Below are 17370 nucleotides of genomic sequence, written 5' to 3'. Positions count from 1 at the left end.
ATGCCGCGCGGCCCGCTCATTTTCAACTGGACCGGGCCGGTCTCTGCCTCTATCGACATTGAAATCGGCGCCATGCGCCAGCGGGAGCCCGCGTGAACGTGCGTTGGAAGACCGTCCTCGTCCTTGCGTTCGCGCTCGCTGTCGCCGGCTGCGCCGGCCAGAACACGCATGACCTCCTGAACAAGACGACAGTGTCGGTGCCTGCCTCCGACATCGCGGCCACCCACGAAATCTTCGTCGCCACCACCCGCCAGCCGGCGACCAAGGATCCGCGCCAGGTGTTCGACGGCGACCGTTCGCTGACCACCAGCTACGCTCGCGTCGACGTCACCGTGCCGAAGGTGCACCAGCTCGGCGCCATCGAGCGCGCCAAGGGTTCGGCCGACTCCAACCCAGCCAAGCAATTCACCGCCACCGACGTCGTCCACTATGGCGACGCCTCGCAATTCGCCAAGGCTGTCGGCGCCAACATCGCCATAAACGGCGACCGCGCCCTGGTCTTCGTGCACGGTTTCAACAACGGTTTCGACGATGGCGTCTACCGGCTGACGCAGATCGCCCACGACACCAAATATCCGGGCACGCCGGTGCTGTTTTCCTGGGCTTCGAGCGGCAAGACCACCGGCTATATCTATGACAAGGAAAGCGCCAACGCCGCGCGCGACGACCTCGAGGCGACGCTCAGAATGCTCGCAAAGACCCGGGTGAAAAGCATCGACATCATCGCCCACTCGATGGGCACCTGGGTGACGATGGAGGCGCTGCGCCAGCTCGCCATCACCGGCGACCGCGATCTCGGCGGCAAGCTCGGCTACGTCGTCCTCGCTTCGCCCGACATCGATGTCGACGTCTTCAAGAAACAGATGATCCGCTACGGCAAACCCGACAAGCCGTTCGCCATCCTGCTCTCGGGAGATGACCGTGCGCTGAAGCTGTCGTCCATTATCTCCGGCGACAAGCCGCGCGTCGGCGACTACGGCAACGCGGCCGACCTCGCCAGCTATGGCGTGGTCGTGGCGGATCTCACCAAGACCAAGGGCGGTGACCGTTTGAACCATGCCAAGTTCGCGGACAATCCGATCCTGGTGCAATTGCTCGGTGACCGACTGCGCACACCAGCCGCCCTGCGATCGAACGATCCGGGCGAGTTTGACGATATCGGCCAAGGGATCGGCAAGGCGGTCGGCTCCATGGCCGAAGTCGTCATCACCACCCCGTTCAAGGTGCTGACCATCGCCACCGGCGGATGACAACCGGTCTGTCAGATAAAAAGGTCGACCTTCTGGAACGTCGTCACGTCGATCAGCCCGACATCGGAGATCCTCAGCTCCGGGATGACGACCAGCGCCAAGAGCGAGTGCTGCATATAGGCGTTGTTCAGGGAACATCCCATCTTGCGCATCGCCTCGGTCAGCTTCTCGGCTTTGGCCGCGACGATCTCGGCGCGTTCGTCCGACATCAGCCCGGCGATCGGCATTTCGACCAGCGCCAGCTCCTTGCCCTTTGAGAACAGCACCACGCCGCCGCCAACCTCGCCCAGCCGGTTGACGGCCAGCGCCATGTCTTCCTTGTTGGTGCCGACGCAAATGATGTGGTGGGCGTCATGCGCCACGCTGGAGGCCAGGGCGCAGTCGCCCATATAGCCGAAGCCGGAGACGAAGGCGTTGGTGACGCCGCCCGTGCCCTTGTGGCGCTCGACCAGTGCGATCTGGCAGATGTCGTTGCGGCGGTCCATGGCGACCAGCCCGTCCTCGACCGGCAGGTCGGCCTCCAGCGCCCGCGTCGGCGCCTGGTTCTCGATGACGCCGATGACCCGCACCCGCACTTCATTGGCGCCCTTGGGCGCTACAATATCGAAGTCGCCTGCCTTGAGCTTCTTGCCGAGCTTGACCGTGTTCTTGGCCGTCTTCGGATAGTCATAGGCCGGAATGTCGATCTCGAGCTTGCCGGCCTTGGCCAGCCTGACGCCGCGGCCATAGACCTCGTCGATGGTCATGGCGGCGAGATCAGAAACGATCAGCAGGTCGGCCAGCCGTCCCGGCGCGATCGAACCGATCTCGCGCTCAAGCTTGAAATGCTGGGCGGTGTTGAGCGTCGCCATCTGGATCGCCGTCACCGGCTTCAGGCCCTGTTGGATTGCGTGGCGCACCACCCGGTCCATATGGCCTTCATGCACCAGCGTGCCGGAATGGCTGTCGTCGGTGCACAGGATGAAGTTGCGCGGATCGAGCCCGCTCTCCGTCACCGCCTTGATCTGCGAGGCGACATCGTACCAGGCCGAGCCCAGCCTGAGCATCGCCTTCATGCCCTGGCGCACGCGCGCGATCGCATCCTCGGCGCGCGTGCCTTCGTGATCGTCCTCCGGACCGCCGGCGACATAGCCGTGGAACGGCAGGCCGAGATCGCGCGAGGCGTAGTGGCCGCCAACGGTCTTGCCGGCCCTCACCGTCGCGGCGATCTCGCCCGACATCACCGGATCGTTGGCGACGACACCGGGAAAATTCATCACCTCGCCGAGGCCGATGATGTTCTCCCAGGTCATCGCTTCGGTGACATCGGCGACCGTCAGTTCGGCACCGGCATGCTCCAGCCCCGGCGCCGAAGGCACGCAGGACGGCATCTGGACGTGGACGTTGATGGGCATGGCGACAGCTTCGTCGTGCATCAGCCGCACGCCGGGGAGCCCCAGCACATTGGCGATTTCGTGCGGGTCGATGAACATCGAAGTGGTGCCGTGCGGGATGACGGCGCGGCAGAATTCGGTCACCGTCACCATGCCGCTCTCGACATGCATATGCGCATCGCAAAGGCCGGGCACGAGATAGCGGCCGCCGGCGTCGACCACCTTGGTGCCCTGGCCGATGGCGTGGCTGGCATTCGGCCCGCAATAGGCAAAGCGACCGCCGGCAATGGCGATGTCGGTGCCGGCGATGATCTCGCCCGAATGCACATTCACCCAGCGGCCGTTTCGAATGACGAGATCGGCCGGCTTGCGACCGGTCGCGACATCGACCAGATGGGTCGCCATCTCGGTCCAAGGCCTGGGTTTCGTCGCGTGCGCGGTCTTTGCCATAAGAGACTCCTGTTTGCCCGACTGTGCCAAGCCGGCATGGCTTTGACCAGCGATTGCGGGCGAAATCCGCTCGGCGAGGTTTATTTGTGCCGGCACTTAAGCTATTGTCTTTTAGATGGTGCTGATTTGCGCCAATGGCCCGCCGCGAGGCGGGTTTTTTGTTGCGATTGCCGTCACAGGCGGAACCGGACGCGTTGCGGGCGGCACGGATTGAAATTTCAATTCACGCCGCCAGCCCGCCCCCCCCCGTTCGTTGACTCCGCACACGGGAAGACTGTTAAATCGACCTTCGCAATCGTCCGAGGCCGAAACGACCCAAGGACGAAACCTCCTGAGGTGAAGTCATGACCCGGTTCCTGAAAGCGTTCGTCTTCGTCGCCCTGTTCCTGATTTCGGCCGGCTTTGCATCCGCCGAGGAGCGCTGGCTGACGCTGCCGGAGCCGGCGGCGATGCCCAAACCGGATCAGAGCGGCTATGCGCCGGTCAACGGCATCCAGATGTACTACGCCGTTTTCGGCGCCGGGGACCCGATCCTGTTGATCCATGGCGGTCTTGGCCACGCCGATATCTGGGCGAGCCAGGTGGCGACGATGTCCAAGACCCACAAGGTGATCGTCGCCGACAGCCGCGGCCATGGCCGCTCCACCCGCACCGAGCAACCTTACGGCTACGACCTCATGGCGTCGGATTATCTGGCCCTGCTCGACTACCTCAAGATCGACAAGACCGCTCTTGTCGGCTGGAGCGACGGCGGCATTATCGGTATCGACATCGCGCTGCATCATCCGGAGCGGCTGACCAGGCTCTTTGCGCAGGCCGCCAATGTCACCACCGATGGCGTCGATCCCGGCGTGATGACCAACAAGACATTTGCCGCCTACATCGAACGCTCCGGCCGCGACTACAAGAAGATGTCGAAGACGCCGGACCAGTACGACGCCTTCGTTTCGCAGATCAGCCACATGTGGGAGTCGGAGCCTGCCTGGACCAAGGAACAGCTCGGCAAGATCACCACGCCGACGGCGATCGTCGCCGGCGATCATGACGAGGCGATCAAGCGCGAACACACCGAATACATGGCCTCCGTCATTCCGGGCGCCAAGCTCATCATCCTGCCCAACGCCAGTCATTTCGCCATGCTTCAGGCGCCGGACGAATATAGCCAGGCGGCGCTGGACTTCATCGACGCCAAATAGCGAGCGCCTGCAGCGACAGCGTATTTCGATTGTTGAACAATGGGTTCCGTTTTGCGGCGAATAGAGCTACCTTGCGGCCAGGAGTCTTCTGAACCACCATTTCGGAGAGCTCGATGCGTCGTCTGACGCTCGCAAGTGCCGGATTTCTGACCGCTCTGGCCGCGCCGGCTTTTGCCGCCGACCCGATGCCGGTGCCGATGACCGAACCTGGCTTCGACTGGACCGGCTACTATGCCGGCCTGCAGGCCGGCTACGGCTGGGGCCAGTCTGACATCACGGGAACAGAGGGCGAGCCATTTTCCACCTCGCCCGACCTCGATGGTGGTTTCGTCGGCGGCCACGTCGCCGGCCTGTGGCAGTTCGACCAGGCGGTGATCGGCGCCGAGGCCGAGCTCAACTATGCCCGTATCGAAGGCACGACGGTACTTGGCCCCCCGGGAAACAATTTCGGCACCGACATCAAATGGTTCGGGTCGGTCAATGCCAAGGCTGGCTATGCCATGGACCGGCTGCTGGTCTATGGCATTGGCGGCGTCGCTTTCGCCGGCATCGAGACCTCGCAAGCCCCGGACTTTTCCAGCACAAGCACGCATGTCGGCTGGACGGTCGGCGCCGGCGTCGACTATGCGCTGACCGACAAGTTCGTCGTCGGCGCCCAATACCGCTACTACGATTTCGGTTCCGAACACCATGACGGCTCCGACGAATTCGTCGGCCGCGACCAGGACGTCAAGCTGAACACGGTCGGCGTCAATCTCAGCTACAAGTTCTGAACGCGCGCGGCGACTGAGATTTTCGCCACAACCAATTGTTTTAAAATCACGAACCACCTTTCATGAATTCGAGTGGCGACACTCGGAAAAAGATGGCTTGACGGGTTTTCGCTGGCGTCTGAAAAGGGCTGCCTGCGGACGTGGCGGAATTGGTAGACGCAAGGGACTTAAAATCCCTCGATCTCTGATCGTACGGGTTCGATTCCCGTCGTCCGCACCAGCTTCGCAGTTTCATCGATTTTTCGCCTTTGAGGCATGGCCCTTAAATAGGACGGTCATGCGAAAGTGCCATGTAACCACACACCGCTGGAAGATATCTACGCCCGCACACATCCTTAAAGGCCACCCCGAATTGGGCAACTTTGCGTTTGCTAGAAACCTTTCCCAAAAATCCGCGTTGGTGAAGCACGGGTTGCCATAAAGGCTGACCCTTTTAGGAGGAGTTTGACATGAACCTTAAGAAAATGGTTTTCGGTACAATGGCCCTTGCAATGGTTTCCGGCTCCGCTGTCGCAGGAAGCTCTAGCGGCACGTCTGCACTCGACGACCCTGCAAAGATGTCTCCCTTCTTCACGGATGCTGGCATGAAGACCATGAAGTCTGAAGCCGAAACCAAAGCAGCTTGGGCGGCAATGTCTCAGGAAGACCGTGACGCCGTGATGAAGGACTGCGCCGACGCAACTATAGCCAAGGCGCATGAAAACTTTTGCAAAATGGCAATGATGATGGGGAAATGAGCCTTTCCGCAAAAAAAGCTCGCTGACTCCGTCGGCGGGCTTTCCTTCGCCGAGAGATGTTGCCGTATTCGGCGAGATCGTCCACGGCGCGCTCACTGATACATCTGGCGCGAGCAAGAACTTTCAGTTGTTTTCCCAAAATCCAACAGCTTCGCATGGCGAAGTTTCTCTTCGCCCCTTCAGGGTCTTCGATTCAGCCTTCGCTCTTCGAGCTTCGGCTGGCAGGCCACCCGAGACACGCGTTAGGGTCGTTCACCGCCTCCTTGCTGCACGGCGCCAGGTATGATCAGCGCCCCTTGATCGCGCTCCGAGTATCGGAAGCCAATAAAAAACAGGCCTATGAGGAGCAGGCAAATCACCAGCACCGTGACGAGCGTTTCTCCTGAAAATTTGGTCGCCGGTTTATCTTCCATGGTAATTCGCCTCGATAGATAATCCATCGGGTACGTCGGAGGTTCCAAGCGTCGCATCCGAAGGCGCCTCGGATCCGTCGCGCTGACGTCTCGAACCCAGGGATTGTCGCCCAAATTTGCATCGAAGCGGCTGGAGCGAGGAGCGCAATCACAGCGTGATTTGCGGCGCGCGGGCTAGAGCTTTACCAAGTATTACCCGGGCAAAGGCCACGCATCCAGACGAGCACGACCAGCAAATGGCCGGCGCGCTGCATGAGGAGAATGTAGCCCTGCATCGCTTCGGCCCATTGCGGCGAGTTCGGAAAGCCGCGTCGGCTGGCTAGGCCGGTCGGTTTTCCAGCAATGGCTTGTGCCCCATGGCCAGAAAGCGTCGGCCTGTAGGAATCGCGACCGAAGGCGGGCGCCGGCGCCTGCCGGCCATTTCTCTGCAACTACTTGTTTTGGCTCCGCGTACCTTATGGGGACGGTAGGCTGCGCTGGGTCATGGGTTTGGGGGCGCGGCCTGCCGTCACTAAGGAGCGCCGGGTGGGGTTGCTCCCTGTATTTCTTGGCCCGGCGCCTGCCCCACCCGAGGTTCCCCAACCCCCTGGCGTCGGCCACTTTCCTGTTCCAGCCAAAACCGTCGAGCATTTGGCAAATCGGCCGGACAAACTATGATGGTGGCCTGCGGTTTTCAAAGATTGCCATTTTGTACGAATAAGTCAGGCGGATCTCATTGCCGCAACCCTCACATGTCGGAGACTTTGGCGCTTTTGATCAGGCGACCTTTTCGGATCATCATTCGCTGCAGTTAGGGCGTTGGACGATCGTATCGTGATCGTCCCGATCTCGTGAAAGTATCATGTGGTTTGCCTCCTGGCGGTTCGCAGGAAGCAAGTTGCATGCCGCATTTGCGTCTCTTTTCAAAACACTTCGCACGTCCCTGCCTTACTTAAGACTTTGCTAACGAACGTTGGAGCCTTCGATTGCACGCGCGTTGCTAAAGTGGGTTGGATCATAGCCAGGCGGGGAGCGAACCACGTCAGGAGGAGACAACGATGTCCAAAGGTGAATTTGGAACGTCTCAGACTCTAGGGGCACGCATCGCCGAGCTCAAAGCAAAAATGCGAAGCGCCAATGTTACCGAGAACGATATGAAAGCCTTCCAAAAAGTAGCTGCTTTGATGGGATGCGATGCAGGTTCACTCCGGCTCAATGCCGATGACCTGATTGCTGCATCCTTCGTTGCGGATACGATCAGTGAGAGAACATTAAACTGTAGCGCCGCGCGTCCATTTGGATGCGAAAAGGACGCCATAGGTCTTTGAGCGTCCGAAAATCGATTTCCGCTTTCTACCATCCCGCTCCGCTTCGCCGGGGCGGGATGGCGAAGCCGGCATCATCGAAGAGCGAGGCAAACGTGAACCAGATCTCGTCCCGCAAACCAAAAGTCAATAACGCGGCATCCCGAATTGCAAACGACAATCGTTCGATTCCCAGTGGCTGCTCGATCTTGGACCTGATCGCAAATGAGGATGATTTCGCTGACCTTTCGCGGCGGGCAGAGCGCCGGGGCATTGCCATAGTTATCGCAATGGCGATCTGCCTGATCCTTGCACCGGTTGTCTATTTTGTCTTGGTCTAGGCGATCATGTACGAGCCCTACGGCTGGATAGAGTTGACGGGCGGCTTGACGGCCAAAGCATCACGAGTATGCCGTTCAGCCGCTTGAAGTCGGGAAGCCCGCTTCAGAAATGATAGTTGATGCCTACGCGGGCCGTGTCGAAGTCGATTCTGGAAGTCGAAGGATCTGGAGGATTAAGTGTGTTGAAGTCGGGAGTGCCCAGGTCGACGTGCATGTAGGAGCGCCGGGTGGGGTTGCTCCCTGCATTTTTTGGCCCGGCGCCTGCCCCACCCGAGGTTCCCCAACCCCCTGGCGTCGGCCACTTTCCTGTTCCAGCCAAAACCGTCGAGCATTTGGCAATTCGGCCGGACAAACTATGATAGTGGCCTGCGGTTTTCAAAGATTGCCATTTTGTACGAATAAGTCAGGCGGATCTCATTGCCGCAACCCTCACATGTCAGAGACTTGGCGCTTTTGATCAGGCGACCTTTTCGGATCATCATTCGCTTGCAGTTAGGGCATTGGACGATCATATCGTCATCGTCCCGATCTCGTGAAAGTATCATGTGGTTTGCCTCCTGGCGGTTCGCAGGAAGCAAGTTGCATGCCGCATTTGCGTCTCTTTTCAAAACACTTCGCACGCAAGATCAGATCGACCGCGTCCTGGTCGCGGCAGAGGCGCTGCACAAGAGCATTGTCCGGCCGCTCCTGGAATACCACAGCGAGCGCTATCGCGCTCTTCGTGAGGTCCATGAGCCGCTGTTGAAGTCGATCGAGACCATCACCGGTAAAAGGCCGCCGTTCATCCAGTGGGGCACCATAGGGCGGGCCGGCGCGGCCTCCTACGGCGGGCTAGCTAGTTCATACGGCTTAATTGCGCGATTGCTAATAGACACATAGGGTCATCCGCGCGGGGGACCAAACTCACCCGCAGTGGCCGGCATGACAAGCCCCACAAGGCAACCCAACCCTGCCGGCCACTCATCTATGGCTGGGTAGCGCCTACTTGCGCACGATCCATTCGAGCATGTCTTGCGGGCTCAGGCACGGCTGGCATACTTCACCTTGCCCCACTGACTGCATTGAGGACACAAAGGATGGAGATAGGCCAACTTGTCGCCCGGAATATTTCCCGAACTAGTGATCGTCAGGCTGCGGCCCTCGAAACCCTCCAAGCTGTAGGATTCCCAGGTGCCGCTGAGGGGCTGAGCGTCTTCTCGTAGTTTCAAATACCCGGTGCGACCGCATTCGCAAACCAGCTTTTCCCGCAATACAGTTGAGAGCACTTAGGACAGCCTTCTGATGATGCGGCGAACAGGCCCGATGCCACCCATGGGACATTTGGTATTCGGGTTTCCCGCACTGCCCAAGCTACAGGCATATTAGCGATAGCTCAACTAAGACTGAAGTCCCCCTAAGCCCCCTCTCGAAGGTCGGCCTCCGCTCAAAAACTTCCGCAAAGGCTAGAGCGAACGATTCCAGTTCGAAGGATCGGGTTAGTTCTTGGTCATCCTCGACCACGCGGACGAACCATTCGCCGCAGGCTTCGACCACTTCAATGCACGGCGAGACCTTGCCGTTCGGCTCCACGCTATCCATCGCAGCCTCCATACGAAAGCAGTGGCAACGTCGCGTTTCATAAGTCTGCCGAAACCGGCCTTTCAATAAAAAAGATGGTACGGAATCGTACAAAACGGCATCACGCATCCTGGCGGGGCGGCAAGTGGCAAACTCGCCGGGCGAAGACCCCCACGACCTCAATCCCGGCGAGCCTCACAAACCTGATCAGAGTACGCGATCAGGACCGGGGTCAGCCGGCAAACCTGCGCTGCAAGATTGATGCCGACAAATCTCATTCGAAATGGCACAGGCTCACATCTGCGCGTCAATCAGAGATTGGAGGAGCCGCTATAGCCTCATTGACCATAACACCAGTGCCACCACGATACCGACCAAACAGTATGCGACCCAGACGCTGTTCATGGGTCTGCTTAATCCGCAAATCGTGCTGCACGTGAGCGCACCTTGCCTCAGCCCTTCGGCGCCGCCGTGAAGATTCTAGGCCCATCCGCCGGCGCGGTTCTTCATCGCCGCTGCCTACGTCTTCGCTGGTGGCTGCCTCAGAAACGGCATCTTGGTCGGCAGGCTGGCCGTCAGGACTTTTTATCGCCGTTAGGATTTGGCGCCGGCGCCTCGCGCACATCTCGCGGTGGTGGATCGACATGTTGAGGCTCTGGCGATGCGTCCTGGTCTGGACGGACAGGCGTCTTCTTCGGGCTGGGTTTCGTCGGCGGATCTTTGATTTTGCCTCGCATGCTCAAAGAACCGACATAGCCGCTTCTTGTTCCCACGCACGCCCTGATATTTTAGCAGCTGCGAAACAAAGTCCCCGCTCGCGCGTTGAGATTTCGTCCACAAAGGGGAGAAACTCGCAAATGGATCCGGCAACTGCAGCAATGATGGTTCTGCTGTCGTGCAGTCCAGGCCAGGTTGTCTGCAAACCGCTCGATCCGTCACCGGCCAAGACGTTCGTATCCCTTGACGAATGCCGGGTTGCTTTGGCCAACAGGCTCGCAGGCGCCCCCAACGGGGAGATCGTCGGGCGATGCAGTCCGGTCGACCCATCCGCTACAGGTTCCCTTCCCGCGGGATACAGGACGGTTGTCGTCACACGGGGCATGGGCGCGAATGCGGTGAGCAGTCGCTATATCGTGCGGCACAAAGACTGAAGCCCGCCACCGTGAGGCAGCCGGCACGGCCGCCCGAGCTACTCCAAAGGCGGCTCTTCGCTCGGTGGAGTCAAAACGGTAATATCCATTCTGGCGATTGTCGACGCGGCGCGCCCCTGCGCACCAGGATCTGTGTCGCCACTTTCTGCCACCATAGCCTTGGCGCGATGTCCTACGCTGTCTGCGCTTTTGCCTGGCACAAATACTTCGCCCGGTTCTGTCTTTGCGGGTTTCGGTTGAGTTTCCGGTACCTGCCGATGTTGATTTCCAATCGCCGAGACCATTGATACCTCCGCTTGGTGAGGCCGTGACGGTACCTGTCAAGGCTGTAGCGAGCCTGACCATTCTAAACAGCCCGCCACCGTGAGGCGGCGGGTTTCAAGTCGCCAACTTGGCAACTTGATTAGAGGTGGTCGGGTTGCTCCCGCTCGTCGTCGTCTCGATGCCCTGGCGCTCGGCCCAAACGCCGCCTGCGTTCGTCGCACTCTTCTGGCGTGCCGACAGGTGCGCGCCCACCACGTCGATCTTGGGATATCTCGTCGGTTCAACCTCAGCCACCCCCCTTGATGCGGCGCCGGTTTCGCCCGACAATAGGGAACGATTTCGCCCGTCATGTGTTAGGAGCTCATGAAACCCGCGGACCCCGGAGCCAGAATGGCGGCCCTTCTGACGATGCAACAGCAGCGCATCAAACAGACCGAGCTCGCGCTTGTACTCAGCGAGAAAATGGTGGCCGAGAACCTCGCTTTATCCAGCAGGATACGGTCTGCGAGGCGGCGTGTCGTGAAGGCCAGAGGGCGTCTGGCGACAATCGACCCAACAGCCCTGAAACAGTTCGCACAATAATCGCACTCCACTGCGGGTAGTGTGGGAGAGGTTGTTGGCAGCCTCGGCGGTGACCGGCCAATACGTCGCAGGAACCAAAGCGTTCGGCAGGGGTTGGTGTTCCGAAGGGATTGCAACCCAAAGGACGCGGAACAATGGACCTGATGAACTTGGAATTGGCCAGAGCGCGACAGCGTGTCGGCCGGGCAAAGTTGGATCTCGAACGCGCTGAAAACTTGCTCGACGAAGAGTGCGGCGTCGCCGTGAACCTGGCCTTGTGTTGCCGAATTCGCTCTGCGCAACGGCGCGTGGTCGAGGCTCGGCAGCGGCTCACGAAGATCGACCCCATCAAGGCAAATTGACCGATGATCGCGACCCTGAACCCCGAAATCGCGAGAAGTGGGCCCATCTATCGCCCGGCGCAACTCGCGCTACTCCGGTATCAGTTGATGCAACACTTCGAAAGCACCGACTCTGCAGCCAGGCTGGTCGAGGACGAGCTGGCCAAGCTGTCTAAAGCAACCGCTATGGATCGGCAACGGGCAGGTTACCCGAAGCAGTTGCCTCAAATGTCGAGATAGCCGGCAGCGACAAGCATAGCCTTGTATCGTCGGGCAAATCGGCTGGGCACACGGCTGAGGTAGCCGGAGGCGCCAATATCCCAATGCGCCCCCAGTTCGCCATCGAAGCTGGCCGGGTCGAATTGCAGCAGCCCGCTGCGGGGGTAGACCGTGAATTCTCCGAAGATCGGTTCTCCATCCTCCTCGTAGAAATCGACACGCACCATGTCGAATTCGCTGCTAAGCGCCTCGGCTGCCTCGATCATCCGGGCGAGGCTCTTGGGAGGAGGGATTTTCAGACTAGAGTCGATCGCGCCCTGGACGATGTTCAACGGGCGCCAATCACGGTCCAGGTGGCCCGTATTCTTGACTGTGGAACGGAAAGCGACGACGACGATGTATTCGACGCGGCCAGCCAGCACGCAGAGCTTGTAGTCGACCGGGTTATAGTCCTGGTCCTTGCCGACCAGCGCTTCGACGAAAACCCGCCGCCTGATATGCGCGTAGCTGCGCTCCAGCTTGCGGGTACCATAGGTCTGCGCAAGGTGTCCGGTCATCTCGGCAATGATTGCCGCCCGGTCGGCGTTTGCCGGATCGCGAACGATGACATTCATGGCGCAACCGTGGTTGCATTTGACGGCGTAGGGAATTTTCAAGTCATCGAAGGGGATTTGGCGGGGGTCGTCGCCCTGCCACAGAATCTCGGGAATGGAGAGCCAGGGAAGCCGCTCCCGGACGAGTTCCTTGGACTTGAGCTTGTCGAGAAGACCGGCAAAGCGAGGATCGTCATCGAAAATCTTGCGCCAGTGGATCTTCTCCGTGAAGGTCACAGGGGCTGCGAAATTCGGCAGATGCCGCATCCGCTTGAGGAAACGCTGGGTCAACCGGCGGTAGCGGACAAGCAGCGCGGCGTTCAGCAACAGGAGAGATGCCCGCGCGCTGCTTCGCTTCAGCCATGCCTTTGCGCCACGCGCCATTCCGGTGTCCTTGCAACTTCCGGACGACTAGGCGACCGGGATTCGCGGGTCAAGCCCGATAATGCGCGCGCCGAAGTGGAGCCGTGGTTCAGCCCGAAAGCGGATTGAGCCTCGGGTGCTGGATCAGAGTTTTATGACCCACAACGTCGCTCCAGTCGCATCAATCGCCGATTCCATCGTCACTATGCATCGCGGTTCTGCGCTACGGAGCCAAGGGCAAGGTTCTCACCAGCCTTTCGTGCGACCCAACAGCGTTTGCCCATCCGCAGCGCTAATTCGGAACGACCAATGACAATAACGATAGATGGCAACGCCAGCTGGCGCGACATCGCGCAAGTGAGCGAAGGCGAATCCCTGGCGCTCAGTCCGGCTGCGTGGGAGAGGATCGCCTTTGCGAACCAGCTCGTGGCAGCCATCGTCGAAAAAGGTATCCGCGCTTATGGCGTCAATACCGGGGTCGGCGCATTGGCAAGCAAGGTGGTGGCGCCTGCGCTGCAAAAGAAACTGTCGCGCAATATTATTCGCAGCCACGCATGCGGCGTCGGTGACCTGGTGCCGAGACGCGGCGTGCGCGCCATCATTGCCGCGCAAGTGGCAAATTTCGCGCATGGCCGTTCGGGCGTAAGCCCTCAGATCGTCCGTAACTTGCTCACCTTTATCGAGCGCGACTGCATTCCCGACGTGCCGTCCAGGGGTTCGGCCGGGTATCTGACGCACAACGCGCATGTGGCACTGGTCTTGATCGGTGAAGGCAGTGCAACAGTGGCAGGTCGCTCGATGAGCGGACTGGAAGCGCTTGCCGAAATGGGTCTGGAGCCCTTGGAGCTTGGCGCGAAGGAAGGCTTGAGTCTGGTCAATGGCACGGCGTGCGCGACCGGCCTGACCAGCATCGCCGTGCAGCGCGCGGAGCGCTTGCTGGGATGGGCTGACGCCGCGGCCGCTTTGACGCTTGAAGCCGCGGGCGCACAAATGCCGGCCTTCGGCAAGCAAATCCTGGCGATGCGGCCCTCGCCCGGCATTCAGGATGTGGGCAAGGCGCTGCGCGGCTGGCTTCACGGCAGCGAGCTCATCGCGCTTGCTCACGGCAGTCGCACGCAGGACGCACTCAGTCTTCGCGCCGTGCCGCATGTTCATGGCGCCGCCCGCGAGGTGCTGGACCGGTCCGCTGAGCTGGTTGACCGTGAATTGGCTGCCGTCACCGACAATCCGGCTGTGTTCGGGTCGTTGAACGATCCCCGGGTTGTCTCGGAGGCGCATGCGGTGGCGCCGGCGCTCGGACAGGCCGCCGATGGCCTGACGATCGCCTTGGCGCAGGTGGCCGGAATGAGCGAGCGTCGCATCGACCGTCTCGTCAATCCCCTGGTCAACAATTTGCCGCCCTTCCTTGCCGATGAGGACGGAGCCAATTCCGGCTTCATGATTGCCCAATACACCGCCACGTCGCTCAGCAACGTCAACCGGCGCCTGGCCGCTCCGGCGGCGACCGACGGCGGCGTCACATCCGGCCTGCAAGAGGATTTTCTGGCGCATCCAACGGTGGCAGCCAACAAGCTGCTCGCCGTTATCGACAACGCGGAATACATTTTGGCAATCGAACTCATGGCCGCCGCGCAGGCCCATGATTTTCTGGCCGAGCGCGGTGCACGCGCGCCCGGCGCCGACACCATCTACCGCATGGTCCGGGAGAACATAGCGCACTATTCCGACGATCGGCCTCTGTCCGGGGACATGGAGGAATTGCGCAACTTCATCCGCGAAGTGGACGTGCCACCCTGTCCGCAGCCCACCGAGTGAGGCCCGCCGAGCTTCGCGGAGCTAAGCCTTCAGCGGGTACAGTTTCAGGTGCTGGATCAGGATGATCGTCTTGGCGTCAATGATGCGGCCGTCGGCTATGCCAGCGAGCGCCTCGTCGAGCGGCATTTCGAGCACCTCGATGTCCTCGCCCTCTTCCGGTGCGCCGCCGCCGGCCGAGATGCGGTCGGCGGGTGAATAGCGCGCCACGAAGAACCACAGCCGTTCGGTCACACTGCCCGGGCTCATATAGGGCGCAAACAGCCGCTCGATGTTCTCTAAGTGATAGCCGAGCTCTTCCTCGGCCTCCTTGAGGATGGCGGTTTCCGGATCGTTTTCGTCGAGCAGACCGGCGCAGGCCTCGATCAGCGGTTCGCGGTGGCCGGTGACATAGGCGGGATAGCGGAACTGCCGCACCAGAAGCACCGTCTGGCGCTCGGGATCGAAGGGCAGGATCACGGCGCCGTCGCCGCGATCGTAGGTCTGGCGAATCTGCGTCTCCCACTGCCCATCGCGCCGGCGATAGTCCAGCACAGTCTTCTTCAGGACTGCCCAGTCGTCGGACAGGACTTCCTCCGAGCGGATACGGATGCGATCTTCCATGATGAACTCCATGCTGTCGGCGCCATGGCCTAAAGCAATTCCAGGAAAAGTGTGAGCGGTTTTCCCGGGGAAAGCGCGTAGCGCTTTCCCTTGGGAATTGCGTCAAACAAAGAGATAGAGCGGTTCACCGTTTCCATGAAACGGTGAAACGCTCTAGCCGCGAACCGTTTTGCGCGCAACCGAAACGGCGAAGCTTCACCGCGTCGTGTCTGGTGCCGGCAACTGCCATCGCCTACATAGCTCAAGCCCCGTCCCCGGAGTTTTTTGATGACCGCAGCGCTTTTCCAGCCGATCACCCTCGATGGCCTGACCTTTCCGAACCGCATTGCGGTGGCGCCGATGTGCCAATATTCCGCCGATGACGGCTCGGCCAGCGACTGGCACCTCTATCATTGGATGAACCTGGCCATGTCGGGCGCCGGCATGGTCACCGTCGAAATGACCGATGTCGAGCGGCGCGGCCGCATCACCCATGGTTGCCTTGGTCTCTACTCGGACGACAACGAGGCCGCCGCCCGGCGCACGCTGGATGCCGCCAGGCGCGTCGCCGCGCCGGGAACGAAATTCGGCATCCAGCTTGCCCATGCCGGGCGCAAAGCGTCCAACAGAAAGCCCTGGGAAGGCGGCGGGCCGCTGCGGCCGGGCGAGGATCCCTGGCAGACCGTCTCGGCCTCGGCCATCGCCTACGACACCGGCTGGAACGTGCCGCATGCGCTGGAGGATGAGGAAATCCTGCAGCTCATCGAACGGTTCACCGAGGCCGCAAGGCGGGCCGAACGCGCCGGCTTCGACTTCCTCGAATTGCACGCCGCGCATGGCTATCTGATCTTCCAGTTTCTGTCGCCACTTTCCAACCAGCGCACCGACCGTTGGGGTGGCTCGCTGGAAAACCGCATGCGTTTTCTGCTTGAGATCGCCAAATCGGTGAGGAAGGCCGTTCCAAACCTGATGCTTGGCGCACGCCTGTCGGTAAAAGACTGGGTCGATGGCGGCTTCGACGTCGCCGACGCGATCGAGGTGGCCAAGGCGTTGAAAGCGCTGGGCATTGCCTATCTCTGCTGCTCGAGTGGCGGCAATTCTCCCTTGCAGAAGCTGCCGACCGGCCCCGGCTATCAGGTGCATCTGGCCGAAGCGGTGCGCAAGGGCGCCGGCATTCCGACGCGGGCCGTCGGCCTGATCGACGATCCGGGCCAAGCCGAGGCGATCGTCGCCGACGGCCGCGCCGATATGGTGGCGCTGGCCCGCGCCTTCCTCGCCGATCCGCGCTGGGGCTGGCGCGCTGCCGCCACTTTCGCCGAGACGATTCATCCGGCGCCGCAGCTTGCCCGCTCGGTGACGACGATGCAGCACTGGATGAAGGTCTAAGCAGGCTGCACCGACGGATGCGCAAAAGCGCATTTGCTGGACGGGCAGCCGCAGCTTCGCTTCAATCCACCCACACTCCCGCGGCCGCCGCTCTGGTGGTCGCGCTGTCGTTCGCTGCGTCATCTCCGGTTGGCGCGCAATATTGCGAAGGCACCGTGCACGGCCTGTCCAGGCACTACGATCTGGACTCAGGCAGCGGGTTTCTCGCCGTACGCGCGCGGCCGAACTCGTCGTCGCGCATGATCGGCCAGTTGTTCAACGGCGACCACACCGAAATCTTCGACCGTCGCGGCAACTGGTACCAGATCGACTTCAAGGGCCGGACCGGCTGGGCCAACGCGCGCTGGCTGCGCAACGACTGCGGCTACTGAGAGGCCTCTGAGACGTTTGGGCGCAGGCTGACTGCCACTTTTGCAACCAAATTGGCTGCTTTGCGTTGCGGCCATCATGGATAACAAACCTTTTGAAACGCCCGTCGTGGTCGAACTCGGCCACGTCGGCAAATATCGCCAGATCCGCAGCACTCAGGAAGCGGCGGAGTGTCTGATGACTGTCTGGCCGCTCAATCGCGGCCCGCGCCATCGTGATGCTCTCGACACTTGCCTCAAAGTGCTGGAAGGTTATCGTTCGACGGCTGATGCGCGCAGGGCTTTGATCGAAGCGGCCAAGGAATCGGAAGTGCTGGTTCCCGAAGACCGGTTGCCCGACGCCAAATTGCATTGAAG

At 60.8% G+C, this 17370-nt stretch carries 17 protein-coding genes and 1 tRNA gene; 14 read left to right on the top strand and 4 right to left on the bottom strand.

The genetic code is table 11. The features are described from left to right. The first annotated feature begins 92 nt into the window (after window positions 1–92). Complete coding sequence (locus JQK88_RS22070) at window positions 93–1250, top strand: alpha/beta hydrolase (RefSeq protein ID WP_112563419.1); 1158 nt, start codon at window positions 93–95, stop codon at window positions 1248–1250. Between the two features lie 11 nt (window positions 1251–1261). Here the strand turns inward: JQK88_RS22070 and ade are convergent, their stop codons facing one another. Next, window positions 1262–3073 (bottom strand): adenine deaminase, encoded by a 1812-nt coding sequence (gene ade, locus JQK88_RS22065; RefSeq protein ID WP_203279438.1) that lies wholly within the window; start codon window positions 3071–3073, stop codon window positions 1262–1264. A gap of 344 nt (window positions 3074–3417) precedes the next feature. On the opposite strand from ade, the gene JQK88_RS22060 reads away from it, so the two are divergent. From JQK88_RS22060 to JQK88_RS22045, 4 genes are all read left to right on the top strand, one after another. Beyond that, a complete protein-coding gene (locus JQK88_RS22060; RefSeq protein ID WP_203279437.1) occupies window positions 3418–4269 on the top strand; it encodes an alpha/beta fold hydrolase in 852 nt (283 codons plus the stop codon). Window positions 4270–4382: 113 nt separating this feature from the next. Further along, complete coding sequence (locus JQK88_RS22055; RefSeq protein WP_192251525.1) at window positions 4383–5042, top strand: outer membrane protein; 660 nt, start codon at window positions 4383–4385, stop codon at window positions 5040–5042. A gap of 134 nt (window positions 5043–5176) precedes the next feature. Continuing rightward, window positions 5177–5262: transfer RNA gene (locus JQK88_RS22050), tRNA-Leu, on the top strand. 229 nt (window positions 5263–5491) lie between these two features. Beyond that, window positions 5492–5779, top strand: a complete 288-nt coding sequence (locus JQK88_RS22045; protein ID WP_192251516.1) for a hypothetical protein — start codon at window positions 5492–5494, stop codon at window positions 5777–5779. A gap of 242 nt (window positions 5780–6021) precedes the next feature. Here JQK88_RS22045 and JQK88_RS22040 read toward each other — a convergent pair whose 3' ends face one another. Beyond that, window positions 6022–6192 (bottom strand): hypothetical protein, encoded by a 171-nt coding sequence (locus JQK88_RS22040; protein WP_192251513.1) that lies wholly within the window; start codon window positions 6190–6192, stop codon window positions 6022–6024. 1037 nt (window positions 6193–7229) lie between these two features. Here JQK88_RS22040 and JQK88_RS22035 point away from each other — a divergent pair. The 5 genes from JQK88_RS22035 to JQK88_RS22015 all read left to right on the top strand — a co-directional run bounded on the left by JQK88_RS22035 (window position 7230) and on the right by JQK88_RS22015 (window position 11711). Next, on the top strand, window positions 7230–7499 hold the full coding sequence (locus JQK88_RS22035) for a hypothetical protein (RefSeq protein ID WP_203279436.1): 270 nt from the start codon (window positions 7230–7232) through the stop codon (window positions 7497–7499). A 92-nt stretch (window positions 7500–7591) separates the two neighbouring features. Next, entirely contained in the window at window positions 7592–7816 is a 225-nt protein-coding gene (locus JQK88_RS22030; RefSeq protein WP_192258375.1) for a hypothetical protein, read from the top strand. Window positions 7817–8359: 543 nt separating this feature from the next. After that, window positions 8360–8695, top strand: a complete 336-nt coding sequence (locus tag JQK88_RS22025; protein ID WP_192251047.1) for a hypothetical protein — start codon at window positions 8360–8362, stop codon at window positions 8693–8695. A 2483-nt stretch (window positions 8696–11178) separates the two neighbouring features. Next, window positions 11179–11370: a hypothetical protein gene (locus tag JQK88_RS22020; RefSeq protein ID WP_192251055.1), complete on the top strand. Its 192-nt coding sequence runs from the start codon at window positions 11179–11181 to the stop codon at window positions 11368–11370. Between the two features lie 134 nt (window positions 11371–11504). Further along, window positions 11505–11711 (top strand): hypothetical protein, encoded by a 207-nt coding sequence (locus JQK88_RS22015; RefSeq protein ID WP_192251059.1) that lies wholly within the window; start codon window positions 11505–11507, stop codon window positions 11709–11711. 203 nt (window positions 11712–11914) lie between these two features. Here JQK88_RS22015 and JQK88_RS22010 read toward each other — a convergent pair whose 3' ends face one another. Then, on the bottom strand, window positions 11915–12886 hold the full coding sequence (locus JQK88_RS22010; protein WP_192251062.1) for an ATP-grasp fold amidoligase family protein: 972 nt from the start codon (window positions 12884–12886) through the stop codon (window positions 11915–11917). 288 nt (window positions 12887–13174) lie between these two features. On the opposite strand from JQK88_RS22010, the gene JQK88_RS22005 reads away from it, so the two are divergent. Beyond that, on the top strand, window positions 13175–14680 hold the full coding sequence (locus JQK88_RS22005; RefSeq protein WP_203279457.1) for an HAL/PAL/TAL family ammonia-lyase: 1506 nt from the start codon (window positions 13175–13177) through the stop codon (window positions 14678–14680). A 21-nt stretch (window positions 14681–14701) separates the two neighbouring features. Here the strand turns inward: JQK88_RS22005 and JQK88_RS22000 are convergent, their stop codons facing one another. Beyond that, window positions 14702–15280, bottom strand: coding sequence for an NUDIX domain-containing protein (locus JQK88_RS22000; RefSeq protein ID WP_112567320.1), 579 nt, complete (start codon window positions 15278–15280; stop codon window positions 14702–14704). A gap of 267 nt (window positions 15281–15547) precedes the next feature. Between JQK88_RS22000 and JQK88_RS21995 the strand changes: the two genes are divergently transcribed. The 3 genes from JQK88_RS21995 to JQK88_RS21985 all read left to right on the top strand — a co-directional run bounded on the left by JQK88_RS21995 (window position 15548) and on the right by JQK88_RS21985 (window position 17368). After that, window positions 15548–16645, top strand: coding sequence for an NADH:flavin oxidoreductase/NADH oxidase (locus JQK88_RS21995; RefSeq protein WP_203279435.1), 1098 nt, complete (start codon window positions 15548–15550; stop codon window positions 16643–16645). Window positions 16646–16662: 17 nt separating this feature from the next. Further along, a complete protein-coding gene (locus tag JQK88_RS21990) occupies window positions 16663–17016 on the top strand; it encodes an SH3 domain-containing protein (protein ID WP_203279434.1) in 354 nt (117 codons plus the stop codon). 73 nt (window positions 17017–17089) lie between these two features. Continuing rightward, a complete protein-coding gene (locus JQK88_RS21985) occupies window positions 17090–17368 on the top strand; it encodes a DUF982 domain-containing protein (protein ID WP_032891817.1) in 279 nt (92 codons plus the stop codon). Window positions 17369–17370 lie beyond the last annotated feature (2 nt).

The sequence above is a fragment of the Mesorhizobium caraganae genome, from assembly GCF_016836705.1.
Taxonomy (GTDB): Bacteria; Pseudomonadota; Alphaproteobacteria; order Rhizobiales; family Rhizobiaceae; genus Mesorhizobium; species Mesorhizobium caraganae.
This window is presented reverse-complemented; position numbering and strand designations above follow the sequence as displayed.